We start from the raw sequence: 25,966 nt of genomic DNA, 5'->3' as shown, positions 1-25,966 counted from the left end.
TAATGAAATTTGCCGGATTATTAAAGCAGAGCTTGACTGATTACCCCGGGAAGATAGCTGCCGTGCTGTTTTCCCGGGGCTGTAATTTACGTTGTCCTTTTTGCCATAACGCCCACCTGCTGGTAAGACCCGGCCGCAATGACGCTGCTGCGGGTGAAATAGAAGACCTGGAATTGCTGGCCTTTCTCCAGGAGCGGCGCGGCTTTTTGGATGCGGTGGTATTCAGCGGCGGAGAACCCACGATAAATCCCGAACTTCCCGAGGTGATCAGGCGGGTAAAGGATGCCGGCTATCTGGTTAAACTGGATACCAACGGCCATAACCCGCTGATGCTGACCAAGCTGCTGGCGGATAATCTGCTGGATTACGTAGCTATGGACATCAAGGCGCCGTTGGATTATAAAAAGTATCTGGAAGCCAGCGGCAGGCTGAGTCCGAAGGACTTTTTCAATGTGCGGGCAGCCATAAACCTGCTGCAGACCACTGCCATTGAGGTTGAGTTCAGGACTACGGTGATACCCCTCTGGCATAGTCCGGAGGATATCGCGGCCATAGCCCGCTACATCGAAGGAGCCCGACTGTACTGCCTGCAGCAGTTTAATCCCCGTACCACTTTTGACTCCGGGCTTTCGAGCGTAAAGCCCTATAGCAAGGAAGAACTCATGGAAATGGCCCGGCTATGCCGGCCCTATGTGGATTCAGTCCGTATACGCAATGTATAATCTTCTGAAGGGGCCGAAAAAAAGTCAGTTTCCTGTATATAAAGCAGACTTGATTTGGGTTAGAATATAAACTGCAGTAAGTAATTAATTAATATTATTGAGGTGTAGTTATGAAACTGTGGAGCGGCCGCTTCACCAAAGAAAGTGACAGCCTGACCGAAGATTTTAATGCTTCCATAGCCTTTGACCGCCGCATGTATAACCAGGATATTACCGGCAGCATAGCCCATGCGCGCATGCTGGCCAAGCAGGGAATAATTAACGCAGAGGAAAGAGACCTTATAATCAAAGGACTGCAGGAAATCAGGGATGGTCTTGACGGCGGCGAACTTCAATTCAGCGTGCAAGCCGAAGATGTACACATGAATATAGAAACCCTGCTCATCCGCCGCATAGGCGAGGTGGGCAAGAAACTGCATACGGCCCGCAGCCGCAACGACCAGGTGGCCCTGGATATGCGCCTTTACCTGCGGGATGAGATAGCCGTAATTCGGCATCACCTTCTGAAGCTGGAAGAAACCCTGCTGGAGCTGGCCAAGCAGCATACAAATACCCTTATGCCCGGCTATACTCATTTACAGAAAGCCCAGCCTGTAACCCTGGCTCATCACCTGCTGGCCTATTTTGAAATGCTGCGCCGGGATCTGGAGAGACTTAGTGATTGCTCCAGGAGACTGGACTATATGCCGCTTGGTTCGGGAGCTCTGGCCGGAACCGGTTTTGACCTGGACCGGGATTACGTCCGGGAACAATTGGGCTTTGCCCATATTACCCGCAACAGCCTGGATGGGGTCAGCGACCGTGACTTTGCTCTGGAATTCTGCAGTTTCGCCAGCATTTTGATGATGCACCTGTCACGTTTTTCCGAAGAACTCATACTATGGTCCAGTGAGGAATTTTCTTTTGTCGATATGGATGATGCCTTCTCTACCGGTTCTTCCATCATGCCGCAGAAAAAAAACCCCGATCTGGCTGAGCTGGTTCGGGGCAAGACAGGAAGAGTATACGGAGACCTGATTACTCTTCTGACCCTTATGAAATCGCTTCCCCTGGCCTATAACAAAGACATGCAGGAGGATAAGGAAGCACTCTTTGATGCGGTGGACACAGTCAAAAAAAGCCTGGTGGTTTTTGCCCCCATGCTGCAAACCGCCCGTTTCAGGCCGGAAAAAATGGCAGCGGCGGCCCGGGGCGGGTTCACCAATGCTACCGATCTGGCCGACTATCTGGTGCTCAAAGGATTGCCCTTCCGGGATGCTCACGCTGTGGTGGGCAAAACCGTCCTTTATTGCCTCGCCAACAACCTCTCCCTGGAAGATTTAGACATAGAAAAATACAGGGAGTTTTCACCGCTGATTGCAGATGACATTTACCAGTATCTTGCAGTAGAAGAATGCATTGCCCGGCGTAAAGTGGCGGGAGGGCCTGCGCCGGAAACCGTCGTCCGGGCGCTGCGCGAAGCTGATGAATGGATAAGGGGGATGGGAGATGTATAATCTGAGTCGCTTCAACTGTGTTGACGGCAAGCCCGACGAAGACCAGGTCGAAGCCTGGGCCGAATCGTATTTTTACAACATCATGAACATCCTCAACGCTTTTTTTTCCCAGGTGGACGTCCCGGAAACCCTGGCCCGTATGAGCTGCATACCGTTTGGCAAGCTGGTGGCCGAGGAACTGGAAGATGAAAGCGCAGAGGTAGTTGCTATAGCCGTAGCTAAAGTTAATGAACTGGCAGAGATCGAAATGGAATTACTGCAGGCTTATGCAACTGACTGATTAGAGGTTTCCGAGAAGATAATTTGAGCCGGCTAGCCCGGCTTTACTTTTCTATGCGAATAAAAGTTTTAGACATAAGCACTATAAGTCGCCAGACAATAATGCTAGAATAATCATTGGCTTCATATTATTGGATAAAGGAGGCTCGTATCGATGGACAAATGCAGCAGCTGTAACAAAGAATTTCCAGAGGCAACCCTTAAGACCATGGTACATATCATAGACAGGAAAGCCTACGTCAAGAAAATATGCCCTTCCTGCCAATCCATAGTACTGAATAACCCCAATTATTACTATCTGGCTGATGAAAAGAAGTCCAAATAGAGAGGTTACCCAGCTAAATACTTGCTTAGATGAATTAACGAAAATAAAGCCGGCGAATGCCGGCTTCTTGACGGGCAGAAATAATCCTGCTATCATCTATCTTGTCAATAGTATATGCCGATGTGGCTCAGTGGCAGAGCAGCTGATTCGTAATCAGCAGGTCGCCGGTTCAAATCCGGCCATCGGCTCCATAGAAAAACGATAATACCGGGGTTTTTAAACCCCGGTATTTTATGTTAATTTATTGATTTTATTGCTTTGCTAATGGTTTGCTAACGGGCTTTTCGCTTTGCTTTCATATCTTCAAAGGACACTATTTTATCATCAACGGGCTTCGCCAGCTCATGGCTTACTAATACATCATCTAGGCCCTCAATAGCTTTCTTTTTTGTATCTAAACGAGGATGTATATAAAAATTATAAGTTGTCCGAATATCAGCATGCCCTAGAAGCTCTGACACTACTTTGGGATCTTTCCCCAGGTCGAGTAAGACGGTAACAAAATTATGGCGCAGATCATGATACCTGATTTTAGGGTTGAGCTTTAACTTTTTCCGCAGCTTGCCCCACTTTTTGTGTTACATAGTCGGGGTCTATCTCCCGGCCATCGTCCCAGCAGCATACCAGGTCGTTCTCCTCACTTCACCGTAAAACTTCTTAGCTTCAGCCTGGGCATTCTGTTGAGCAAGCAGGGCGGACCGGGCAAGGTCAGTCATGGGTATATCTTCGTTTCCGTTTTGGCAAGTCATAATCCAGTTTGTTGTCTTTATCCCGCTTTAGTTGCTGATCTACATGGATAACGCCTTTGTTAAAGTCTACTTTGCTCCATGTCAGTCTGCATAATATTACAGTTTACATAGGCAATGAATAAGGCTGATGTCGGCCCAGGGCAACTATTCCCTGGTTTTGAAAAATGGCTATCTGAATTGGATAGCATTGATCTTTCCGATGAAAACATGGCTCTTGCAATAAAGGAAGAGGCAGCAGACGGCTTTTTTCTACGAGGAATACAACAGCAGGAAGCCATCCAAAACAAGAGAACTATCGAATAGAACTGATCTGGAGTGGATAGTGATTGGTAAAAAATGCGGTTGTCCCTGGCTGAGCTGAATGAACTTCGCGTCAGGGACTTGGCTGCTTATGCTGATATTTATACAGGTATAGAGAATAAAAAGTCAAGGAAAGCCGAGCAAAGCGATATTGATAGGCTATTAGCTTGATCAAAGGTTTAATAGCTGAGCTTTTTTTTTATCAAATTCCTCCTGGGTTAAAATGCCCTCGTCTAATAGGGCTTTAAACTTTTTCAATTCGTCTGCGGGGCTAATTGACGCAATTGTGTTTTCATTAAAGATGGTGGATTGGAGTCTTTCTATCTCGTCTTTAATTTTTTCCACTACGCTGTTATGTTTCTTAGCAAATACAACAGTGTTTTCGTCTTGAGTTGCACTGATTAGCCCCTTGGTGTTTTCATTGCCGCCTGGAATTGAGAATTGAATATATCCATTGGTAAGGGAACTTGCTGGTTTTACCTGTATACTGGTGATTTGTTTTAGGTATATAGTTTTGTCTCCTTTAAAAAAACCTTGCGTCATTTTAGATAAGGCACCTTTTCTTTTGATTACAATCTTATCACTGTAAAGAGTTAGTTGCCCGTTTACTCCGTCCAGTTGTGCTAAAGCGTCTGGCATGGTATTGCCTCCCCGTACTATTTTAAGCTAATTATAGCAAATATGGAAAGGTAGTTGTATATTATAGCCGAAACAATTAAAGGTATTAATGTTGTGATAGGGGCAGAGACTACTGGCCTTCAAAAAGCCAGAGCCTTCAAAGTGAATTAAGACAAGTGAACAAAACCATAAAGGGGTGGCATTGATAAAAAGCGTAGAGCCGGTATAATATCTGGCTCTGCCCGATTCCGACCGAATTTAATGATAAAGCCGGGGTGTTATGCCCCGGCCTGTACTGGCCTTAGTATCCTGTTATATCTTTGATTTTATAGCTTGTAAATTCTTCAAGTGCTGCAGCTTTAAACTTCCAGGTACCCCCAGGCTCAAGGTTATTAGTGTTATCTATTGTGCTTCCAACTTGAGAGCCTTCGGCATCATAAAGATTAAGTTCTACCTGGACGTATGTGTATTGCTTGTCTGTATTGTTTTTTACTTTTCCAACTATATAAGTAGTAAAAGAATCTGATTCTGTGCTGTGTTCTATAACCTCTAAATTCGGGACTTTTGGAGCTTTGGCCTTATCTGATACCGTTGGGGTAGACGTGCCGTCCTTCATCCCGGCCCCCTGGTCTTTGTTGTCACCACCCGCTGAACCCAGAGCTATAAGTAGCACAACGATAATCCCCCAAAACCACCACTTCTTCCATAATGCAACTCCTTTCTATATTTTTACTTATTATCTAATATACTACTACATTATGGCAGGAAATCCTTTTATTATTAGCGAATTCCTTTCAGGATAGAACTAACCCTATTCCAATCCATCTTTATAGTAGCCTGGCTCATCACCCGTACCGCGGCCGGAGGGAATATCTGCTGTAGTGGGGTGGTCCTGTTAGCGTGGCTGGTTGTGCATACTAATGGACTGACAGTGGTGGGGCTGTGGGGGTAAATATGCTATTAGCATATAAGTAAAATGCCGTTTTGCTAATGATTTTTATTTATGTTTTTTAGCTTTACTAATGGGAAGTTAGTAAGCAAGATAAAGGCGGGAATAATGGTGGTTTACTTTATTTAGATTTATATGCTTTTCACGGTCACGGGGCACCTGTATATTGATTTCTACGAATTCGCTGCGTACGGCTTTAGGGCTGTGCCCATTACGCCGGTTGCCATTCCTTTTATTGTGAGCATCGGTCTTTTCATAGCCCAGGGTAGCGTCCAATTCGGCCTCCAGCATCTCTTGTAGGGCCTCGGCAAAGAGGTCTTTCAGGACATTCTGGACGTCTTCAATGATCTTTAAGTCATTCTCTTTAATTGAATTGCTTGATCTCGGCTCGGGAGACCAGTTTCTTCTTCTCCATATGTATTCCTGCCTATATTCGGAAAGAGCAGAAGCACAATTTATTTTACACACTCTCATTTTGCCGCTCGATAACCGGCAACTAGCCAGCAACAGTTTAAGTATATACCTCGTCAAAAAGACGTTATTTAGCAAAAAACTGAACTGCTTAATGTTCCATTTTAAGGACAAAATACCCCACCTAATTCCTGTAAATACCCCTGTATAGCACAAAAACCGCTACAGCGTAGCAGTTCTTATAAACGTTAATACCATATCTATCATCCAGATAAAAGATTATTAGCCTTGTTCAATTAATTTCATCAATTCATCCTTACTTAGCCAGGGTCTTTTTCGGTGTAACATTTTATGACAGTTTGAACAAACTAACACTATATCATGAGGCTTAGTTTTATATCCCTCTGGTATTTCGGAAACAGGAATTATATGATGACCCTCAATAAAGCCTTTGCCAATTTGTCCGTATTTGTGTTCAAAATCGAAAGAACATATTTCACAAAATAGGCGGCCATGTAACATTAAACCACTCTGCCAAGCCTCACGTTTCTTTACATCCTGCTTGGAAAGCATCTTCTAACACTTGTCACCAGGCATAAGGTATTCCGCTGCCCACCGTGTGTATTGTTCAAGGTCTTATTTGTTAAGCTTTCGTTTATTGGCTTTGGTAGAATCTAAAACTTTAATCTGTATTTCGTGGGTTTCCAGCTTTTCCTCAATACGTTGTAGCCTGTCCGTATGGTTAGCAAGAGTTCCCTTGATTGACTCGTAGCCATCAAAGAGAGCAGCCAGCTTTTCCCCGTGTTCAATTTCTATCCTGGTTATATCCTGCTGGATTTTTTCTTGACTTTCACTTAGTTTAACTAAGTGCTCAACAACAAATTTTTGAAATTCTTGCTCGGTCAATGCTCACCCTCCTTCTTCCCATACTTTTTATATACAAAATCAATAAACTCCTCGACTGATTTCCGGGCCTCTTCTGGAAGCTCATTCATAGGGTCATCGGTACGGTGAGCGGCTATAGTGTCTATTTTGGGACGGGGGCTGGGGTCATCGGTACGGCCAAGAAGATAGTCTGTTGAGGTGTTAAAGTAATCAGCAAGCTTAAGTAGAACACCGAAATCTGGTTCACGCTCATCGGTTTCGTATTTGGATAAAGCATGATAGGTGATGCCAATACCATCTGCTAGCTGCTGCCTCTCTATTTGGTTTTTATCCCTTAATAACCTTATACGCGCACCAAGAGTCAATTTAAAAACCCCTCTGTCTAATTAAAAGTATACACTAAGTCCGATTATTAAAAAATATATTGGACACTATGGGTAAAAGCTTGGGATGGTACATACCGTCTAAGAATATTTAACTCAGATAGACGTATTGCCCAAATTGGGGAGGTGAAAAAATGCGGAATAAATTAAAGTCAGCAAGGCTTGCAAAAGGTATAAGTGTTTCCCAAATAGCACACAAGACAGGAGTTGCTCCAGCAGTCTACTATAAAGGTAAGCTGGGCAAAGAGACCCAATGATTGAAAACGCACGCCAAGTATCTGATTTTAGGGCGAAGCATAAAGGAGCTTCTTTTGAGAAACAATTGGACAAAAAGTCTAAGAACAATAAGCTCACGGGCATCTGCGGGCAGTATGGCCTAAATATCCGGCATCTAAACGGAAGGACGGAAAGAGAGTTTATATTTTAATCTAAGCCTTTTAATTTTTTAGCTATTTCAATTTGAGCAGCCAGTATTTCACGTACTTGGTTCACCTTTAACCCTGACTGTGCCGCCAAGTCTATAACTTCTGTCCACTCATCCTTGTCATTTACTGCCAAGTAATCTTTATATACCTGGTAGTTTGGAGCTTCTTTCCTTACAAGAGCTACCATAATTCCAGCAATCCTGTAACCGTCTTTCATATGCAATTCTGAGTAGTTTGGGTTCGCAGGTCTTAACCCCGGCCCATCACCGCTTCCCTCAAAATAATACTTCAAGGTAGCTTCGGAAAAACCAGTTGCCAGGTCGGTTGTTGCTACTACTATCTGGCCGGATTGAGCTATTTCTGTCTGCTTACATACAGCAAGGTCGCCATCCAATATCCCGGCTCCGATCATACTGTCTCCAATTACCTGGAGGGCATAATCGCCACACAGGATATTAGGCAGTTCTAGATATCCTTCAATGTTTTCTTGGGCGAGTATGGGGATACCAGCACGAATGGTACCGATGACAGGTAACCTCACTATTCTTTTCTCGAAGGCCGGTGAAGTTTCATCGACAAAGTAATTTATAGGTATCTGAAAGTGGTGGGCTAACAACCTTATTGAATCTAAATTCATGCTTACTTTGTCTGATTCGTATTTGGATATTGCCGCTTTTTTAACGTTTAAGATTTTGCCTAAGTCTTCTTGAGTCAAATCATGTTCTTCGCGTAATAACTTCAGACGTTCACCGAAACTTGCCAATAAAATTCACCTCTTTAGTAATTATACATTTCCAAATTGGATACATTGGATTAGTATCTATTTTGGATATTTATTTATGGTTTTACACTTGACCGTATCCTGTAAGGAAACTAAAATAAGAGTATCCAAACAGGAAACAAGGAGGCGACAAACTGCAATGTATCAGAATCTGCGTGAACTCAGAATTTTAAGGGGTATTACAGCTAAGGAAATGGCAGATACTTTGAAATTGAAAACAGAGGCGGCGTATTATAAAAAGGAAAGTGGTATGACAAAATTTTCTCTTAATGAGGCGAGAATTATTGCTGAAAAACTTGGAATGCCCATTGAGCAAATTTTTTTTGGGCATACAGTTTCCTGTAACGATACAAATGGTTTGATGGGAACCGGCTGTTTAGGGAGTTAAAGATTATATAACTTATTTGTCTGCTAAAGAACTTATCTGATTGAGCCATACCGGCAAACCTTATCGTTTAAGTACACAAATCTGACCATAGAGGAGGTGAAGATGAGATGGCAGTAGTTTATGAGGTGACTACCTGCGGGCTTTGGCGGGAGGGAACGCTTAAAAAAAACCGCAGCCGTTATGGATGATTACGGAAACGTAAATTTATTACCAGGTAATTAAGGTAAGCCAAGTGATGACAGCCTGCTCAAGCGTAAATTCGGACTGGAGCTTTGCCGCTTCCGCCGGTAGGAAGGTACCGAGAATTGGGTCGGCTACGGGATCTTGGCTTACAATCTCAAACAAATCGCCATATTGGTGACCAAATAACTTAATTTAAGACTCGACCATGATTATTGAAACCACAATTTCAATGACCTGGCAAGTTCTCTCCATGGCGCTCTCGATTTTGGAGTTCTTCATGGGGAACTAGTTGGGAAAATCAAACAGATCTTTTGGAGAAACGCCAAGGGCACGTGCTATCTTTGCAATATTTTCAAGGGATACATTTCGTGTACCGCGTTCAATATCTGAAATATATGTCCTGTGTAATCCGCATAAAAAGGCTAATTCCTCTTGTGAAATCCCCATTGAAAGCCTAATTGTGCGCACTGTGTTTCCGAACATGCTTTTAATATTATTAGCAGCCAAGTGCTCACCACCAAAATCTTGCTGTTGACGCTTTGAACAATTGAATGATAGAATCGGTGTAGCCTTTGAGTCTACAGACTATAAGTTACATAGGCGAAATATGATTTTAGTATCGGCACACTGTAACCGTATTTATACATCGCCTTGGAAAGAACTTGCCTGTCATGGGATATACAGCATCTATCAGAAATTCATAATAAAGATCACTAGTTCAAATCCTGCTATCAACTTCGGAAGAAAAGCAACCCGCTCGGAAACCAAGGAAATCTAACCCAACTCAGTTCTAAGGGGGCACCAATGGAGATCATCGCCAAGCAAATATCATTTAAACCGGAGCAAAGTGAGATATTTATCGGGCTCGAGATGATAGAGGATATTCATCGCATATTCGCGGAGATAAATAAGTTAAAGACCCAATTGGCCGACTTGTCAGCTTTGAAAGGCCAATACAGCTCAGCAGTTAATGAGCTATACGAAGTAACTATCGAAAACAGTTGGACCGGAGAGTGGATAAGCAAGAAAGCTCTTGAATTAGGGCTGGTGATCCGAGGATCTCTGGTTGCCCATAAAAAAATTAAGGAATTAGAAGCGGAATTGGCCGATAAATACGGCTTCCTGTATGAGCATAAGAAGGCTGACACCCGATAAGGGGGCTGAATTGCTTTGAAAACCGAGACCCATATTAAGCACAAGGAGACCATGCTTTTGATACGGTACATGAAGTCTAGATGAACTACCGATCCGGAATGGTAATGCAGGGAAGGGCGGAGGTATTTTGCCTGCTCCGACGAGGACTGTTATCGCTCAGCTAGAGAAATAAAACGATATCAGCGGGGACATGCTGCCCGAAAGGCCTGAGTTATGAAACAACTGAGCCGAAATAATCTCAATGGGCAGGGTGTCCCTGATAAACATGGCTCAGCCGATTTTATAAGTTCTCATTTTCTAGAGATGCCGGGGAAAATATTGCGGCCTATAGGAATTTATACTTTTATCAGGCACAAAAACCGCTGCTGAAGCAGCAGTTTTTGATTGGCTTATATTTACAAGCTGACCCGTGAACCATCAGTGATTCCAGTTATATTATATTATTTGGCAGGCTCCCATTTGCAGCGCATGGGAGAGACAATTGCATTTTCTTTTTTAAGTTCCTTGAACGCTTTATCGACTTCTTTGCGGTCTAATCCGGAGAGTTTTTCAACCTCTCCGGCACTTACCGGTTTCCCGGCGTTTTTCATTATTCCCAGTACCTTTTCTTTAGCGTCCATTATAGTACCTCCTTTCGAATTATAATCAGCATATCTGATTCTTAATATATACTCCTTAAATAATAGCATACCGTAAAATATTAGAGTTTCAATGCAGTTTATAACATTAATGTGGAGCTTTATTGCCGTTGAGCTGTGATTACGCTGATTGCTTATGCTGGTATTGGTAATGCTTAAGGAGTAAAATATCTTTAATAATATCGGTAATAATGGCCGCAGCTGCAGCACATAAGGTTCGGACCATTATATAAACAAAGGAAATGATGATTAATGGCTATAAACGATGGCAGCAAGCGTATGGTAGTATTATTTACCACAATATTTTTAGTAGGGATGGGTTTCAGTATTATTATGCCGGTACTGCCCTATTATGCTGAATCGCTGGGGGCTAATGCCTTTCAATTGGGAATGTTGATTACCGTCTATGCCATCTGCCAGTTTGTCTTTGCTCCTATTTGGGGAGCGTATTCCGACCGGCTCGGTCGCAAGCCGGTGCTGCTGACGGGAATTTTAGGCTATTCCTTTACCTTTATCCTGTTCGGTTTTGCCAGTCAATTATGGATGCTGTATATCATTCGTATTGCCGGAGGGATTCTTGCCTGTGCAACTATGCCTACAGCCATGGCATATGTCGGAGATTCCACCAGTTTGGAAAAGCGCGGCTCCGCTATGGGGATGATTGGCGCCGCCATGGGAATGGGCATGGTCTTTGGCCCGGCCATAGGCGGAATATTATCTGAGATATCGCTGGCGTTTCCTTTTGTTTTTGCCGGACTGCTGGCCCTGGTCAATGCTATTTCCGTTAGGCTGCTTTTACCCGAGTCTCTGCCCCGTGAGCATAGGGTAGTTCGCAAGATTGAAAGAGCCTCTTTGCTGGAAGGCTTACGGGGTCCTCTGGTAATTCTGTTCCTGTGCATTTGCCTGGCCAGCATCGGAGAGTCTATCCACCATGGAACCTTTGCCCTTTTTGCTGAGGGCAAATTGTCTTTTACGGCCCGTGATATTGGTTGGGCGTTTACTACCGCCGGAATAGTAATGGCACTGGTGCAGGGGTTTCTGGTAGGCAGATTGATTAACCGTTTGGGAGAGGAAAAAACGGCTGCGACCGGAATAACCATTATGGGCATCAGCTTTGTATTGTTTTTATATATGTATAACATTCCTTCCTCGATTGCTTTTATGGCAGTTTTTTCAGCCGGAGTCGGTTTGATACGGCCTTCTATCTCAGCGGCGGTTTCCAAGCGGACCGATTCTGCCCAGGGTGCTGCCATGGGTATTTTAAATGGCTATGACAGCCTGGGGCGGGCTATCGGCCCGGCACTGGGCGGCTTTATGCTGGATAAAGGCCTTAATTGGGGCTATTATACCGCTATAGCTATTTCACTGCTGGCTTTGCTGACCCTGGTGATAGGAAGAGGCCGACAAAGGCTGGCTGGCTGATTTTTGCATAATAATGGGGCTTGATCTCATCAGGCAACCCACCAGCGAGTCCCGTTATGCACAGAACAAGTATGGGGTTGTATCCCCGGTAAACTTATTTATCGGCGTAATGAGGTGAAATTATGTGCCTGATACTTTTTGCTTATAACAGCCACCCCCGCTATCAGTTGGTAGTAGCGGCCAATCGGGACGAATTTTATAAGCGCCCTACCCGGCAGGCGGCCTTTTGGCCTGAAAATCCTGATATACTGGCGGGAAAGGATCTGCAGGAGGGGGGGACCTGGATGGGGGTTACCACGACCTGCAGGTTTGCTGCCCTGACCAATTATCGTGACCCTTCCAGTTACAAGCCGCAGGCTCCGTCACGGGGGCATCTGGTTCAGAACTACCTGAGGAGCAGTATCGCCCCTGAAGCCTATATCAAAAAACTGCCTAAAGGCGGGGAAGCATATAATGGATTTAACCTTTTGCTCGGTGATGGCGGATCTTTGTATTACTATTCCAATCGGGAAGGCCTCGTTCGAGAAGTGCTGCCGGGTGTTCACGGCCTGAGCAATGCCCTGCTCGATGTACCCTGGCCTAAAGTAAGCCGGGGCATAAAGGCTCTTACTGAAGCTCTGCAGGATGATGACATAAAAGCGGAGCAGTTGTTTTCCATAATGACAGACCGGGAACTGCCGGATGACCGGGATTTGCCCCAGACCGGGGTAGGCCTGGAAAGGGAGAGGATGCTGGCGCCGACATTTGTTGCCAGTCCCAATTATGGCACCAGGTTAACGACGGTTATTCTGGCAGACCGCCGTCATAATATCCAATTCTGGGAACGAAGCTTCACCGGCAGGGCGCCGGACACCTGGCGCGAGGTATACCATAGCATCTCAGGCTGACACCTATCGTCCGGCTTCACTTTCTGAAGATTAAGTGTTCCAGCAGCAATGCCAGTACTATCCCTACCACAAACCCATTGCTCAGTATAGGCTGAAGGGTCGCCGGGAAGGTGGCAGTTACTGCCTGGGGCAGGAAGGCTACTATTATCCCGGCCAAAATAGGCAGACCGATAACTAAAGCATTATCGAAGCGGGGCTCGCCCAAGGTTTTTAAGGCGTCAAACGCGGCAGTCAGGCCGGCGGCCACCTGGGTGCACATGATGTACAACAGGAGGGTGCCGATTACCACTGACGGGATATAGGATAGATAGAAGAGTGCCCGGGGCAAAAAGGCCAGCAGCAAAATGGCTGCACCGGCAGGGACAAGGCTCCTGCGGGCAGCGCAGCCGGTGGAGGCGATAACTCCCGGGCTAAAGGAAAAGTTTACCGGACCGATTACTCCTAAAAAGCCTGCCAGGGCATTGGCAGCCCCGGTTGCGGTTATGCCGCGGGTGATGCGCCGGGGCATATCATCGGCCCGGAGAACCGATCCTACTGCCTGGATGGAGCCCAGGTCGTTTATAGACAGTCCCAGGAAGCAGAGTAAAAAGGCGGTTAATACCCCAGGCTCCAGCACCAGGGCAGGGCTAAGATCGGGGGCAAAGAAGGAAACCAGCCCTAGTTTCCCGGCACTGGCTGCCGAGGCCCAGGCCGGGTTGAGCAGGAAATAGCCCAGGCTGCCCACGATAATGGCGAGCAAAATCAACAGGGATTTCAGCAGACCGGTGAGGTAGCGCTGACCGCAGAAGATCAAGAGGATAAATACAAAGGCAAAAGCCAGATGCCGGCCGGAAGAAGCTCCTTCGTTAGTGCTGATTAACTGCATGATGGTAGGTGTCATGGTAAAAGCCACCAGAAGCAGGATAACAGCTACCACCCGGGGAGTGAAGAGGGATTGCAGTCGGGCAAAAAGCCCGGTCACTGCCAGCAGGGCCAGGATTATACCGCTGATGGCTATACTGGAATAAATGGCTGCCGGGCTGCTGCCCGGTGAGGCCAGGATACCGATTAACAGCACCGTTGCCGGACCGATGACCAGTGGCAGACGGTGCCCCCAGTATATTTGCATAATAAAGGCGACTCCGGTTACGGCAAAAACCTTCTGCAGATAAAGCACTTCCATCTCCAAGCTGCCACTCATAGCCCCGAGTACCTTGCCGATGATAATAATTGCCGGCAGGCTGACGGCCAGCCACTGCAAACCATAAAGCAGGTTCTCTCTCCACCCTGGTCTATCTTCCAGTTTGTATTTCAGCTCCACAGCATGCACTCCCCTTAATAGCAGTCGATGTGAATCCAAGCATCAATTTTGTTGATATATTAAGCCATCAGATTGCATATGGCATTAGAGAAAGCGACCGGGTCTTCTATGGCGATGCCTTCGATAAGCAGGGCCTGGTTGTATAAGATTTCACTGTAGGTCTTCAGCTTTTCCTGATCATGCTCGTACAAATTTTTCAAGGTGGAAAAAATGGGGTGATTGGCATTGATCTCCAAAACCCGTTCGGCCTTGACCTGATTTTCGGAGGGCATGGCGTTTAATATCTTTTCCATCTCCAGCGACAATACCCCGTCGCTGCTCAAACACACAGGATGGGATTTAAGCCTTTGCGACAGCCGCACCTCTTTCACCTTGTCTCCTAAGGATTCCTTCATGCAACTGAACAATTCCTTAAAATCCTCGGCCTGTTTGGCAGTCGACTCCTTTTCTTCCTCGCTTTCCAGGCCCAAATCACCGCTGGTCACGGACTTAAACTCTTTGCCGCCATAGTCATGCAAAACCCTGAGGGTGAATTCGTCCACATCATCCGTCAGGTAGAGTATTTCCAATCCTTTGTCCTTGACCAATTCTGTTTGCGGCAGGCGGTCGATACGGTCTATGCTTTCCCCGCCGGCATAGTAAATGTACTTCTGCTCTTCCTGCATGCGGCCGATATATTCTTCAATTGTCACCAGCTTCTTCTCATGAGAAGAATAAAACATAATCAGCGGCTTCAGCAGCTCCTTGTTGACGCCGAACTCATTGTAAATACCCCACTTTAGTTGCAGGCCGAAGCTCTGATAGAATTTCTCATACTCTTCCCGCTGCTGATTCAACATGTCCAGCAGTTCGCCGGTTACCTTTTTCTCCAGATTTTTGGCGATCAGCTTGAGTTGACGGTCATGCTGGAGCATTTCGCGGGAGATATTGAGCGATAAATCCTGGGAATCCACCAGGCCCCTGACAAAACTGTAGTGATCGGGCAATAAATCCCCGCATTTTTCCATAATCAGAACCCCGTTGGAGTAGAGCTGCAGCCCCTTTTCATAATCCTTGGAGTAGTAATTGTAGGGGGTGCGGGCAGGGATGAATAGAAGCGCGTTATACGTAGCCCGGCCTTCGGTGCTGCTGTGGATAACCCGCAGAGGACTTTCATAATCAAAGAACTTGTCCTTGTAGAAGTAGAAATAGTCCTCATCCGTCAGCTCGCTTTTGTTTTTGCGCCAGATAGGAACCATGCTGTTGAGGATCTCCGTTTCCAGATAAGCTTCATACTCGCTTTCGCTGCCTTCTTTAAGCCGCCGTTTTTCCATATCCATTTTGATGGGATAGCGAATATAGTCCGAATATTTTTTGACCAGTGACTTTATTTTATAGGTATCCAGGAACTCATCGTAATTTTCCTCGCCGCTGTTATCCTTTAGGTTAAGAATAATATCGGTTCCTGCGCTGTCTTTGCTGGCGCTGGTCACAGTGTAACCGTCCAGGCCTTCCGATTCCCATTGCCAGGCCTGCTCTGCCCCATATGCCCTGGTTATTACCGTAACCCGCTTGCTGACCATAAAGGCTGAATAGAATCCAACCCCGAACTGACCGATGATATCGATATCTTCCAGACCGTCATTTTCCTGTATAAAGGCCAGAGAGCCGCTATTGGCAATAGTGCCCAGGTTGCTGTCCAGTTCTTCTTCGGTCATACCAATACCGTTATCGGAAATGGTAAGAGTCCGGGTTTCCCTGTCAACGGTGATTCTAATGCTGAAATCTTCCCTTTCCAGCCCGACGTTTTGATCAGTCAAGGAGTGAAAATACAACTTGTCCAGGGCATCACTGGCATTGGAAATCAATTCCCTCAAAAAGATTTCCCGGTTGGTATAAACGGAATTGATCATCAAATCCAACAGACGCCGGGATTCAGTCTTAAACTGAGTTTTTTCCATAACTGCAACACCTCACAAATGGAATATTTGGATAATCTCCCAGTAAGGGCATCAAGTTATTATATAGCTCAATTATAATCAATTTGCAATAGCTTTGCCCGGTTTATCAGGGAGTTAGCGGCCAGTAACGAAGCTATCGTGGTAAAACCAGGGATATATAATCAGCCTGTTACAGCCTCTGACGGTACGGTAAGACACTGGCTCGAGCCCCCGGATGCATGGCTGTTACCATCCGCGGCTGCTGCCCCCGCCGCCGCCGGAGCCGCCTCCTCCAAAGCCGCCTCCACCACCAAATCCACCAAAGCCTCCGCCGCCAAAGTAACCGCCTCCGCCATAATAGCGTCGTCCGCCGCCGCTGCGGGGACCTCCTCCCGACGAGCCTCCGCCGGGCCGGATCATGCGGAATATTATATAAAGGGCGATTAATATGCCTATTACAGCAGGCCAGGAGAATCCGTCCCGCCGGGCGGAAGGCCTCTGACTGGCTGTGCCGGTTGCCGCCGGCTGGTAGGGGATATCATATTCCCCGCACACTTCCTTTAGTAGAGCATTATAGGTCTTAATAACCCCCGTATCGAACTGTTCGTTTTTAAAGTAGGGCAGCAGATACTCGTCCTGAATCCGTCCCGTTTTAGCATCGGGCAAGGCCCCTTCCAACCCATAGCCTATTTCAATCCGGCTTTTCCTCTCTTCCTGGGCGATCAGCAGCAAGACCCCGTTGTTTTTTTCCTTGTCCCCGATGCCCCATTGGCGAAACAGTTCCAGGGAATATTCCTCCAGAACCACCCCTTCCCCCAAAGCAGGGACGGTAACGACTACAATCTGGGCTCCCGTCTTTTGCTGCAGATTTCGGCTGGCATTCAGGATGGCGCTCTCAGTTTCCTGAGACAGCATGCCGGCATTGTCGAGGCAGTAAAAATTGCGGTCGGGTTGGGGTATATCCATAGCTGCCAGCGCAGACAGGTTAAATGCCAGCAGCATTATCAAGCTTGTTAATATCAATAAGGTCTTGCGCATATTATCATCTCCCGGCTTCCGGCGAAAAAGGACTCTCCGTGGGCTTCACCGGATTTTTCAGTTAGAACTTGACCTGGGGCGTCTCCTGGGCTCCCTCGGCAGCTTTAAAGTATTCCCGGGCTTCAAAGCCGGCCATACCCGCGATAATATTGCCCGGGAATCTCTTGATGCGGGTGTTGTAAGACCGAACCGCATCATTGTAGTCCTTGCGGGCTACTGCCAGACGGTTTTCGGTTCCTTCCAGCTGATCCGATAACTGACGGAAGTTGGCGTCTGATTTTAGTGCCGGATATCTTTCCACCACTACCAGCAAACGGCTGAGGGCGTTACCCAGCTCGGCATCAGCCTGAGCTTTTTCTCCCAGCGTATTGGCCCCGGCCAGTTTGCTGCGGGCCTCTGCCACCTGGGTAAATATCTCCTTTTCCTGGGCAGCATAAGCCTTGGTGGTCGCGACCAGATTAGGAATCAAATCCGAACGCCTTTGCAGCTGATTTTCCACCTGGCTCCACCTATTGTCAATCTTCTCGTTATCACTGACCATGCCGTTATACATGGAAACACCTGACAGCAGGACTATAGCGAGAACGGCAACAGCAATCCATAAAGTTCGGTTTTTCACCGTTTTTCCCCCTCTCAGACAGCAAGAGTAATTTGATTATATTTTATTACATTAATCATTCCTACAGCAAATTAAAGTACGCGGGGGAGAGAGGCGAAGCTGATGGACTGGGCTGACTGAAGCATGCTATTATTTTATAGAAAGATTTTTTCTGAAAGTCAAGTATACATAAAACGCTATTTACTTTAAACATGCAATTACGGTATCTTTAACGGGGAGCTTGTTCATCCCCGATAAAACACCGGGATTCTGCCATTAGCGTGAATAATATTGCAGATGTAATCAAATAACAATATAAATATTATTAATAGGAGGCTGTTTATGAATAAAGTTGAAAAGGCACTTATTCATGCTCTCTTTGTGCACCTTCATCACAACACGGATAAAGCTATTGATTTTGGCCTATTCAAACAACTTAATCAAAAAGTTGATCAGATGTGGCCCGGGGCCTTGCTGGTGGGCCCGGATGCCAATGATGATGCCGCCGTATTTAAAATCCCTGATACCGATTGCTTTATTACCGCTAAAATGGAAAGCCACTGCTCGCCGTGCGTTCCCCGGCCCTATGATTCCGCAGCTACCGGAGCCGGTGGAGCTATGCGCGATGTGGTAGCCATGGGCGCCAGACCTATGTTCCTTTTGGATTTCATCGGTACCCGTCCGCTGGAGGAAGAAGTTATCGTAGGCCCCTGCGGTTTTGAAGGTAAATGCACCTGTGGTAAATGCGAGGTTATGACCAGTCAGGACAGAATAAATCTGATGCTTAAAGGGATTGCGGACATGTGCGGGAACATGGGTGTATTTGTGGTTGGCGGCGGGTTTTCGACCTCGTTTAGTGATATCGTCCCGGCAACCGTAGTAGCAGTAATCGGCAGGCAGGTTACGGACCAACCCCTGACCAAGCCGGCCAAAACACCCGGGGATATACTTATCATCATCGGGGAAACCGGTACGGATGGCAACGATACCCTCTATAGAGCCGGGCTGGTACCGGTGATGGAGCCTGCGGTTGCCCTTTTTGCTGAGGAAAGAACTACTATGGAGGCTACTTTGGCCGCATTTGCTACCGGAAAAATCAAGGCCTGTTCGGATCTGGGAGCAGCCGGAATCGGTGCTGCCGTATGCGAATCCGCCCGGTTCGGAGGATTGGGTGCCAGGGTGGAATTGGACAAAGTTCCGGTAAGAACTGCCGATATTTCTCCCGAAGAGGTTTTTATTTGTGAGACCCAGGCCCGTATGCTGCTGCAGGTGGAACCCCGGCATGTTGCGGAAGTATTGGATGCTATCCGCAGCAAAAATGGTATTGCGGCGGTAATCGGCGAGATCAACGACCAGGATTGCAATGTTTTCACCTATCAGGGTGAGGTCGTAGCTACTATCCCTAATAAACCTTCTCCAGAAGTACTTGAGGGGCTGATGGGTTAAGCAGGCCTATATCCTTCGGCTTTCCGACCGGCATAGCAGAGCCCGGGCTTTTCGCGCCCGGGCTTGGTTTTTATCCTGACTATGCTCGTATAATGGAAACAGTTGAAATTAAAACTGTTGGCTGGATTGCGTCAGGGAAGCTTCCGGGAGAAAGACATGGAAAGGAATTAAAAAAGTGGAATAGGGCGGGTTATGGGAGGAAAATCCCGCCCTATTGCATCAAAGATATATAAAACATTAAGGGGGTTTAAATAACTACTGGATATGATCCACCGGGACTTAACTTACCTTATTACTCCTGACCCATATGTGCATCCTTTCGGCTTCCTGGATCAGTTCGTCCCGCAGGTCGGGATGGGCTATTTCAATCAGTGCTTCCGCCCGCTGCCAGGTTGATTTGGCTTTGAGCATGGCAATACCGTATTCAGTGACCACATAGTAATTGATGCTTCGGGGTACGGTTACCGTAGAGCCCGGGGTCAGGATAGGCCGGATGCGGGACTTCAAATTGCCTTCCTTATCCGTAAAGGTGGAGGTCAGGCATATAAGCCCCTTGCCTCCCCGGGAACAATAGGAGCCGAAGATGAAGTCCAATTGCCCGCCTGTTCCGGAGATATGGCGGATGCCGGAGGATTCTGAAGCCACCTGGCCATAGAGATCCACCTCAATGGCATTGTTAATAGCCATTACCTTATCGTTTTGCCCGATTACAAAGGGGTCATTGGTGTAATCGACCGGGTAGATGGCACAGCACGGGTTCATATCCAGAAATTCATACAGCTTATTGGTACCCATGGCAAAGGTATACACCATTTTGCATTTGTCCAGTTTCTTGCGGCGTCCGGTAATACGTCCGGCTTCATACATGTCGACAAAGGAATCGCAGAGCATTTCCGTGTGCACGCCCAGATCCTTCAAATCCGACTGGGCGATCATGGCGCCTACGGCGTTGGGCATGGCTCCGATTCCCAACTGCAGGCAAGCCCCGTCTTCGATTTCCTCCATGACGATAGCGGCAATTTTCTTGTCGATATCTGAGATAGGCAGATCGGGAAGCTGAATCAGAGGCTGGTTGTCGCCTTCGACTATGTAATCGACATCGGAAATATGAATGGACTCCCGGCAGCCCCCCAGACAGACGGGTACCGATTCATTCACTTCAATAATGATAGTTTTGGCCGTATCACAGACATGGGGGGTAACTGAAACCGAAGTACCAAAGTTAAAGAAGCCGTGTTGATCCATAGGCGCAACCTTGATCAGGGCTACATCGGCTTCAACATAGCCGCGGTCATAGAAGCTGGGACCTTCATGATAAGTGAGGGGGACATAATTACACATATTCCTATCATGTAATTTTCGGCTGGCAGCGCTCATATGAAGATCGTTATAGACAAAATGTTTTCTTTCCGGATCGGCCAGAACCGTTTTGGGCATAAAAGGGCAGGTAGTAGTCCTGATATTGACACCGTACAGTTCGTCAACCCGCTTGGCCAGAGCCGCGTCCAGGTAGCTGGAGTTCATGACGAACTCACCGTAATGCACCAGGTCTCCTGATTTAACCACCTTCATGGCTTCATCGACCGAAACCCGTTTGCGTTGATATTCCTCGCGGTAATCCATGACGGGAAATTCTCCTTTCCGATCAAGTAAGGGGATTAGATAAGCTTGGTAAACAGGCGGTGGGCCGGGTGCAGATGGTTTGAGCCTTATTCCCGGCCCGCCGCCTTATTTCTAATATTCAAAAACATCCACCGGAACATCGATGGCCGATGTGTCGGCTGCGGTCACGATCTCAGCGACAGCCCATACGTTCGGCACTACATTACGCAGATAATACTTGGCGGTAGCTACCTTGCCCATGTAGAAGTTATAGTCGTAGTGTTCCGGCCCTAATTCGTTGGCTTTCTTATCAGCCAGCAAAGCCTGGTCAAGGATAAGGCGGCCGCAATACAGTTGGGCGGAAGCGGTCAATACCCGGCGCGAATACAGGGGCACCAGGCTGATATTGCTCTTGAAATATCCCTGCAGGGCATCAACCATTTCCTTATAAGCCTTCAGAGCTTTATCCAGATTGGCGAAATCTATGGCAAAATTATCATTATCCTTATTGGCTTCACAGAAATCGGCCATCTCCTGCACCCATCCCGCGAAGACGGAACCGCCCTTCATGCTCATCTTGCGTCCCACCAGATCCATGGACTGGATGAAGTTGGTGCCTTCCCAGATGGAATAGATCTTACAATCGCAGGCCAACTGGGCCACCGGATATTCGGAACAATAACCGTAGCCGCCATAAGTCTGGATAGCTTCACCGATCAGCCACCAGGCTTCATCGGAAGGATAGGCCTTGCAGAGCGGAGTGGTCATTTCAATCAGGTCGCTGGCTGCCTGTCTGACCGCCGCATCGGGATCCCGATGGCGCTGGTCAAAAGCCAGATAAACCCGGTACATCATGGCGCGCATAGCTTCAATATGAGCCTTGCCCATCATTAAAGTGCGTTTAATATCCTCATGGTTGATTATAGCCACCCGCCCGGATTTGGGATCGGTTATTAGGCGGCCCTGGATTCTTTCCTTGGCATTGTCGCGGGCGTTGGCAAAGGCGTTGATGATGCAGGACAGAGCCATATGGCCGGTTTCCATACGGGCCAGGTTCATCATCTGGAACATCTGGGCCATGCCCTCGCCTTTACCATCGTTTTCACGAGGGTCCTTACCCAGCAGCCAGCCGCGGCAGCCGTCGTTTTCACCGGCAGCCAGAGCAGCCGTAACAGAACCGTGCAGGCCCATTTTATGTTCGGCCCCGGTGGTCTGAAAATCATTGTCTGACAGGCTGCCGTCTTCGTTAACCCAGTACTTGGGAACAACGAAGAGGGAAATGCCGGCGGTGCCGGGTCTGGAACCTTCGATGCGGGCCAGGTAGAGATGGATGATGTTTTCGGTGAAATCATTGTCACCGCCGGTTATAAATATCTTGTTGCCCTTGATTTTGAATATGCGGGGATCATCAGTGGGGTATGCCTTGGATAAAATGTCGCCCACATCGGAACCTGCGCTGGGCTCGGTCAAACACATGGTTCCGGACCAGGTTCCGTCCATCATATTGGGCAGGAACGTGGCTTTAAGTTGATCGTCGCCGAAGCTCTGAATAAGGTCTGCGGCACCGCTGGTCAGGAGGATATAGGGCATGAAAGCCGGATTGGCAGCGCATATCATTTCCCAAACCGCAGCATAGAGCATTTCCGGCAGCACCATGGCGTCCGGGGAATTATCGATATTGCTGGTGCCCCAGCCTTCGCTCTGCAATTGATGGAAAAGGGGCCCGAAGCTTTTGGGGCAGGTTACCTTGCCGTCCGCAAATATAATCGGGCTGTTTTCACCATCATCATTGGTAGGCTCGATAACCTCTTTGCACATTTTTAGTATAGGTCCCAGCACCGATTTAACATCGTCCCGGGAATAGTAGTCAGCAAACTGGGGGTAGTTGAACACTCCTTCAGTTGGCAGCCACTCTTGAATAATAAATTCGAAGTCTCTTATATTATTAACCGCAAAGTTAGCAGCCATTTTAACCTTCCCTCCGTTTATCTAAAAATTATTTACCGCTTTTTTAGTACAGGTAATGGCCTGACTGACCATTACCTGTACCGGCAGCACTTAAATGAAACGGTTATTAAATATCCCTGGTCCAGAGTGAGCACATAGCCGGTCCGCCGCCGACGCAAAGGGAAGCGCCGCCAATGGTCTTGCCCTGTTTTTCCAGTTCGTAGTACAGGGAGACTATTATACGCAGGGCGGTACATCCTACCGGGTGTCCGAGAGCGATTCCGGAGCCATTGACATTGACCTTGCTCATATCCATTTCGATGCCGAATTCTTCTTTCAGCATCCGGCCCACGCCAATGAATTGGGGAGCAAAGGCTTCATTGATTTCCCAGTATTCCACGTCTTCATACTTCATTCCGGCTTCTTTCAGGCATTTGGGGATGGCAACCGCCGGTCCCAGTCCCATTACTTCCGGGGCTACACCTTCGGCACAGATGTTTATCAGTTTCATCAGGGGTTTCATACCCAGTTCCAGAGCCTTGGCCTTGGACATGATGATAACCGCAGCAGCCGCGTCATTAAGGCCGGAGGCATTGGCGGCAGTTACCACGCCGCCTTTTTTGAAGGCCGGAGATAATTTGCCCATGACTTCCAGGCTGGCATCGGAAATCATATGTTCGTCCTTGTCGTAAATGGTGACACCCTTTTTGGTCTTGGTTTCCACCCTGACTATTTCCCGCTGGAAGGTTCCGTCCTGGGTGGCACGGGTAGCCCGCTGATGGCTCATAAGAGCCAGCTGGTCGCATTCTTCCCGGGTGATACCGTATTTCTCGGCGACATTTTCCGCAGTTATGCCCATATGGCCGGGAACCAGACGGTCCACCAGTCCGTCATGGAGCATGGCATCTTCAATCTGCCCGGGCCCCATGCGGTAGCCGCTTCTGGCTTTGGGAATCATGTAAGGAGCATTGGTCATACTCTCCACACCTACTACCAGGCCGACGTCGGTTTTGCCCAGTTGGATATGGTTGATAGCGATATCCAGGGCGCGCATACCGGAAGCACAGTTCTGGTTGACGTTGCAGGCATTGCTTCTGACCGGCAGCCCGGCAGCCATTCCCACCTGGCGGGCAGGCAGGGAACCCTGCATATGCGGATAAACTTCGCCCATGACGATTTCGTCAATTATGGCAGGATCAATCCCGGCCCGGTTAATGGCTTCTTTGGCAACGATAGTGGCCAGTTCTATGGCCTGTTTATCTTTAAGACTGCCCAAAAACTTGGCTATCGGTGTTCTGCACGCGCTTACGATTACCACATCTTGAATTTCCTTCATCATCTTTTAAACGACCTCCCTTAAATTTTGATTATGCTCTCCCTGATATTTTCTCATGGTTGGTAATTCAAAAAAATTATAATCCTCGAAATACGGGCTTTCTCTTCTCCAGGAAAGCTCCCATGCCTTCCTTTTGGTCGGCGGTGGAGCAGCACATCCCGAACATATCGGACTCAATGCTCATGGCCGTATCCAAATCAGCCTGCATCCCCTTGTCAATAGCATGTTTGGCAAAGCCTACGGCCAGTGAGGCGGTGCCGGCAATCTTGGCCGCCAATTTTATGGCCGCATCCATGACTTCCTCGACCGGGTAAACATGGTTGACCAGCCCGATGCGATACGCTTCGGCCGCGTTTATAGTGGCACCCGTGAAGGTCAGCTCCTTGGCCCGTCCTTCGCCAACCAAACGAGGCAGCCGCTGGGTGCCGCCAAAGCCGGGGATAACCCCCAGGCCAACTTCAGGCTGGCCGAACAGCGCATTGTCAGCCGCCAGCCGGATATCACAGGCCATGGCCAGTTCGCAGCCGCCCCCCAGGGCAAAACCCTTGATTACAGCAATAACCGGCTTCTCCAGCAGTTCTATCATACGCAGGGTTTTCTCTCCATAATCGGAAAATTCGCGGCCTTCGGCAGCGGACAGGGGCTGCATGTAAGCGATATCAGCGCCGGCGACAAAAGCCTTGTCACCGCTACCGGTAATAATCACGGCTTTAATGGCCTTATCTTCGGCGATATCCAGGATAGCAGCTCTGATCTCAGTCAAAGTATCCTTGTTAAGTGCGTTTAACGCTTTAGGCCGGTTAATATACAGAGTGGCCAGGTAACTTTCTTTTTCCAGAATAATGTTTTCGTAATTCATCGCTGTTCCTCCGTCAAGGTCATATCTAAGTCCTTGCATGACCATAGATTAATAGTTGTAGAAGCCTTTTTTGGTCTTTATGCCCAACCAACCGGCACGCACGTATTGTTTCAGCAGGCCCGAGGGACGGTATTTGGGATCTCCGGTTTCTTCATACAGGGTATTCATAACTGCCAGGGCAATATCTCCTCCCACCAGATCACAGAGGGTAAGCGGGCCCATCGGCCATCCGGCCCCCAGCTTCATGGCGGTGTCGATGTCTTCCGCCGAGGCCAGTCCTTCATAGAGTATGGCGCAGCCTTCGTTTATAGTGGGAACCAGGATGCGATTGACCACAAACCCCGGGCCTTCTTTGACTCTTACCGGTTTTTTGCCGATCTCTACGGAAAGGCCGCAAACTATCTCCATAGTTTCTTCCGAGGTCTGCAGGGCAGGGATAACCTCGACCAGTTTCATCACATTGGCCGGGTTGAAGAAATGCATTCCCACCACCTTGTCTGCCCGTTTGGTTATAGCGGCAATTTCCGTGATGGAAAGGGAAGAGGTATTGGTAGCAATGATTACTTCCGGAGCCAGCAGGGCGTCCAGTCTGGTATAGATATCTTTCTTGACCTCCATCTTCTCAAAAACTGCTTCAATCACGAAATCGGCATTTTTCACATCATCAAATTTATCCGTGCCGGTGATATTGGCCAGTACTGTGTCCTTGGTACCGGGAGCGGCTTTGCCTTTTTCTTCGGCTTTAGCCAAGCTTTTGCCTATGGCATTGATAGCCCGGTCAACAAATTCCTGTTTGATATCGTACAGTATAACTTTTTTACCGGCGGCAGCCAGTGCCCAGGTGATACCCTGGCCCATGGTGCCCGCACCAAGCATTGCGATTGTGTTGATTGCCATTATAATATACCTCCCTAATTAATCGACT

29 protein-coding genes and 1 tRNA gene are annotated in these 25,966 nt (G+C 47.7%); 11 read left to right on the top strand and 19 right to left on the bottom strand.

Translation table 11 applies throughout. The annotated features are described in order from the left end of the window. Positions 1-2: 2 nt before the first annotated feature. From ACU70B_RS13630 to ACU70B_RS13610, 5 genes are all read left to right on the top strand, one after another. Positions 3-722 carry an anaerobic ribonucleoside-triphosphate reductase activating protein gene (locus ACU70B_RS13630; protein ID WP_447184064.1) on the top strand — a complete coding sequence of 240 codons (720 nt, stop codon included), beginning with the start codon at positions 3-5 and terminating at the stop codon, positions 720-722. 110 nt (positions 723-832) lie between these two features. Then, entirely contained in the window at positions 833-2,218 is a 1,386-nt protein-coding gene (gene argH, locus ACU70B_RS13625) for an argininosuccinate lyase (protein WP_447184063.1), read from the top strand. After that, a complete protein-coding gene (locus ACU70B_RS13620; RefSeq protein ID WP_447184062.1) occupies positions 2,211-2,498 on the top strand; it encodes a hypothetical protein in 288 nt (95 codons plus the stop codon). The genes argH and ACU70B_RS13620 overlap by 8 nt, the downstream gene beginning before the upstream one ends. A 153-nt stretch (positions 2,499-2,651) precedes the next feature. After that, positions 2,652-2,822, top strand: a complete 171-nt coding sequence (locus ACU70B_RS13615; protein ID WP_447184061.1) for a hypothetical protein — start codon at positions 2,652-2,654, stop codon at positions 2,820-2,822. Positions 2,823-2,938: 116 nt separating this feature from the next. After that, positions 2,939-3,013: transfer RNA gene (locus ACU70B_RS13610), tRNA-Thr, on the top strand. Between the two features lie 81 nt (positions 3,014-3,094). Here ACU70B_RS13610 and ACU70B_RS13605 read toward each other — a convergent pair. Next, complete coding sequence (locus ACU70B_RS13605) at positions 3,095-3,382, bottom strand: tyrosine-type recombinase/integrase (protein ID WP_447185784.1); 288 nt, start codon at positions 3,380-3,382, stop codon at positions 3,095-3,097. 303 nt (positions 3,383-3,685) lie between these two features. On the opposite strand from ACU70B_RS13605, the gene ACU70B_RS13600 reads away from it, so the two are divergent. Further along, on the top strand, positions 3,686-3,874 hold the full coding sequence (locus ACU70B_RS13600) for a hypothetical protein (protein ID WP_447184060.1): 189 nt from the start codon (positions 3,686-3,688) through the stop codon (positions 3,872-3,874). Positions 3,875-4,042: 168 nt separating this feature from the next. On the opposite strand, the gene ACU70B_RS13595 is transcribed toward ACU70B_RS13600, so the two are convergent. From ACU70B_RS13595 to ACU70B_RS13565, 7 genes are all read right to left on the bottom strand, one after another. After that, positions 4,043-4,510 (bottom strand): SHOCT domain-containing protein, encoded by a 468-nt coding sequence (locus ACU70B_RS13595; RefSeq protein WP_447184059.1) that lies wholly within the window; start codon positions 4,508-4,510, stop codon positions 4,043-4,045. Positions 4,511-4,790: 280 nt separating this feature from the next. Then, entirely contained in the window at positions 4,791-5,162 is a 372-nt protein-coding gene (locus tag ACU70B_RS13590) for an FxLYD domain-containing protein (RefSeq protein WP_447184058.1), read from the bottom strand. Positions 5,163-5,519: 357 nt separating this feature from the next. Beyond that, on the bottom strand, positions 5,520-5,906 hold the full coding sequence (locus tag ACU70B_RS13585; RefSeq protein ID WP_447184057.1) for a transposase: 387 nt from the start codon (positions 5,904-5,906) through the stop codon (positions 5,520-5,522). A gap of 225 nt (positions 5,907-6,131) precedes the next feature. Beyond that, positions 6,132-6,371 (bottom strand): HNH endonuclease, encoded by a 240-nt coding sequence (locus ACU70B_RS13580; protein ID WP_447185783.1) that lies wholly within the window; start codon positions 6,369-6,371, stop codon positions 6,132-6,134. 114 nt (positions 6,372-6,485) lie between these two features. Then, entirely contained in the window at positions 6,486-6,755 is a 270-nt protein-coding gene (locus ACU70B_RS13575) for a hypothetical protein (protein WP_447184056.1), read from the bottom strand. Then, positions 6,752-7,099, bottom strand: a complete 348-nt coding sequence (locus tag ACU70B_RS13570) for a helix-turn-helix domain-containing protein (protein ID WP_447184055.1) — start codon at positions 7,097-7,099, stop codon at positions 6,752-6,754. Before ACU70B_RS13570 ends, ACU70B_RS13575 begins: the two co-directional genes overlap by 4 nt. A gap of 441 nt (positions 7,100-7,540) precedes the next feature. Next, positions 7,541-8,305, bottom strand: coding sequence for a LexA family protein (locus tag ACU70B_RS13565; RefSeq protein WP_447184054.1), 765 nt, complete (start codon positions 8,303-8,305; stop codon positions 7,541-7,543). A 157-nt stretch (positions 8,306-8,462) separates the two neighbouring features. Between ACU70B_RS13565 and ACU70B_RS13560 the strand changes: the two genes are divergently transcribed. After that, the gene (locus tag ACU70B_RS13560) at positions 8,463-8,711 is read left to right on the top strand and encodes a helix-turn-helix transcriptional regulator (RefSeq protein WP_447184053.1); all 249 of its coding nucleotides are present in this window, start codon (positions 8,463-8,465) and stop codon (positions 8,709-8,711) included. Positions 8,712-9,179: 468 nt separating this feature from the next. Here ACU70B_RS13560 and relB read toward each other — a convergent pair whose 3' ends face one another. After that, the gene (gene relB, locus ACU70B_RS13555) at positions 9,180-9,401 is read right to left on the bottom strand and encodes a type II toxin-antitoxin system RelB family anti-toxin (RefSeq protein WP_447184052.1); all 222 of its coding nucleotides are present in this window, start codon (positions 9,399-9,401) and stop codon (positions 9,180-9,182) included. Between the two features lie 297 nt (positions 9,402-9,698). On the opposite strand from relB, the gene ACU70B_RS13550 reads away from it, so the two are divergent. Continuing rightward, positions 9,699-10,049: a hypothetical protein gene (locus ACU70B_RS13550; protein WP_447184051.1), complete on the top strand. Its 351-nt coding sequence runs from the start codon at positions 9,699-9,701 to the stop codon at positions 10,047-10,049. A gap of 440 nt (positions 10,050-10,489) precedes the next feature. Here the strand turns inward: ACU70B_RS13550 and ACU70B_RS13545 are convergent, their stop codons facing one another. Beyond that, the gene (locus tag ACU70B_RS13545; RefSeq protein WP_447184050.1) at positions 10,490-10,669 is read right to left on the bottom strand and encodes a transcriptional regulator; all 180 of its coding nucleotides are present in this window, start codon (positions 10,667-10,669) and stop codon (positions 10,490-10,492) included. 270 nt (positions 10,670-10,939) lie between these two features. On the opposite strand from ACU70B_RS13545, the gene ACU70B_RS13540 reads away from it, so the two are divergent. Together ACU70B_RS13540 and ACU70B_RS13535 are read left to right on the top strand one after the other, a co-directional pair. After that, positions 10,940-12,109: an MFS transporter gene (locus tag ACU70B_RS13540; RefSeq protein ID WP_447184049.1), complete on the top strand. Its 1,170-nt coding sequence runs from the start codon at positions 10,940-10,942 to the stop codon at positions 12,107-12,109. A gap of 122 nt (positions 12,110-12,231) precedes the next feature. Then, the gene (locus ACU70B_RS13535) at positions 12,232-12,996 is read left to right on the top strand and encodes an NRDE family protein (protein WP_447184048.1); all 765 of its coding nucleotides are present in this window, start codon (positions 12,232-12,234) and stop codon (positions 12,994-12,996) included. 16 nt (positions 12,997-13,012) lie between these two features. Here ACU70B_RS13535 and ACU70B_RS13530 read toward each other — a convergent pair whose 3' ends face one another. The 4 genes from ACU70B_RS13530 to ACU70B_RS13515 form a co-directional block, all read right to left on the bottom strand. Beyond that, positions 13,013-14,296: a uracil-xanthine permease family protein gene (locus tag ACU70B_RS13530; protein ID WP_447184047.1), complete on the bottom strand. Its 1,284-nt coding sequence runs from the start codon at positions 14,294-14,296 to the stop codon at positions 13,013-13,015. 59 nt (positions 14,297-14,355) lie between these two features. After that, entirely contained in the window at positions 14,356-16,236 is a 1,881-nt protein-coding gene (gene htpG / locus ACU70B_RS13525) for a molecular chaperone HtpG (RefSeq protein ID WP_447184046.1), read from the bottom strand. Between the two features lie 225 nt (positions 16,237-16,461). Continuing rightward, the gene (locus tag ACU70B_RS13520) at positions 16,462-17,253 is read right to left on the bottom strand and encodes a TPM domain-containing protein (protein ID WP_447184045.1); all 792 of its coding nucleotides are present in this window, start codon (positions 17,251-17,253) and stop codon (positions 16,462-16,464) included. A gap of 61 nt (positions 17,254-17,314) precedes the next feature. Beyond that, the gene (locus tag ACU70B_RS13515; protein ID WP_447184044.1) at positions 17,315-17,872 is read right to left on the bottom strand and encodes a LemA family protein; all 558 of its coding nucleotides are present in this window, start codon (positions 17,870-17,872) and stop codon (positions 17,315-17,317) included. Positions 17,873-18,193: 321 nt separating this feature from the next. On the opposite strand from ACU70B_RS13515, the gene ACU70B_RS13510 reads away from it, so the two are divergent. Then, a complete protein-coding gene (locus ACU70B_RS13510) occupies positions 18,194-19,297 on the top strand; it encodes an AIR synthase-related protein (protein ID WP_447184043.1) in 1,104 nt (367 codons plus the stop codon). A gap of 279 nt (positions 19,298-19,576) precedes the next feature. Here the strand turns inward: ACU70B_RS13510 and ACU70B_RS13505 are convergent, their stop codons facing one another. From ACU70B_RS13505 to ACU70B_RS13485, 5 genes are all read right to left on the bottom strand, one after another. Further along, the gene (locus ACU70B_RS13505) at positions 19,577-20,920 is read right to left on the bottom strand and encodes an acetyl-CoA hydrolase/transferase family protein (protein WP_447184042.1); all 1,344 of its coding nucleotides are present in this window, start codon (positions 20,918-20,920) and stop codon (positions 19,577-19,579) included. A 111-nt stretch (positions 20,921-21,031) separates the two neighbouring features. After that, positions 21,032-22,867 (bottom strand): acyl-CoA dehydrogenase family protein, encoded by a 1,836-nt coding sequence (locus ACU70B_RS13500; RefSeq protein ID WP_447184041.1) that lies wholly within the window; start codon positions 22,865-22,867, stop codon positions 21,032-21,034. A gap of 106 nt (positions 22,868-22,973) precedes the next feature. After that, complete coding sequence (locus ACU70B_RS13495; RefSeq protein WP_447184040.1) at positions 22,974-24,185, bottom strand: thiolase family protein; 1,212 nt, start codon at positions 24,183-24,185, stop codon at positions 22,974-22,976. A gap of 73 nt (positions 24,186-24,258) precedes the next feature. Continuing rightward, positions 24,259-25,041, bottom strand: coding sequence for an enoyl-CoA hydratase-related protein (locus ACU70B_RS13490; protein ID WP_447184039.1), 783 nt, complete (start codon positions 25,039-25,041; stop codon positions 24,259-24,261). A gap of 48 nt (positions 25,042-25,089) precedes the next feature. Next, the gene (locus ACU70B_RS13485) at positions 25,090-25,932 is read right to left on the bottom strand and encodes a 3-hydroxyacyl-CoA dehydrogenase family protein (RefSeq protein ID WP_447185782.1); all 843 of its coding nucleotides are present in this window, start codon (positions 25,930-25,932) and stop codon (positions 25,090-25,092) included. Positions 25,933-25,966: the final 34 nt, after the last annotated feature.

The organism is Syntrophomonas curvata, assembly GCF_052976825.1.
The sequence above is the reverse complement of the archived record's forward strand: the minus strand, read 5'-3'. Positions and strand labels throughout refer to the sequence as shown.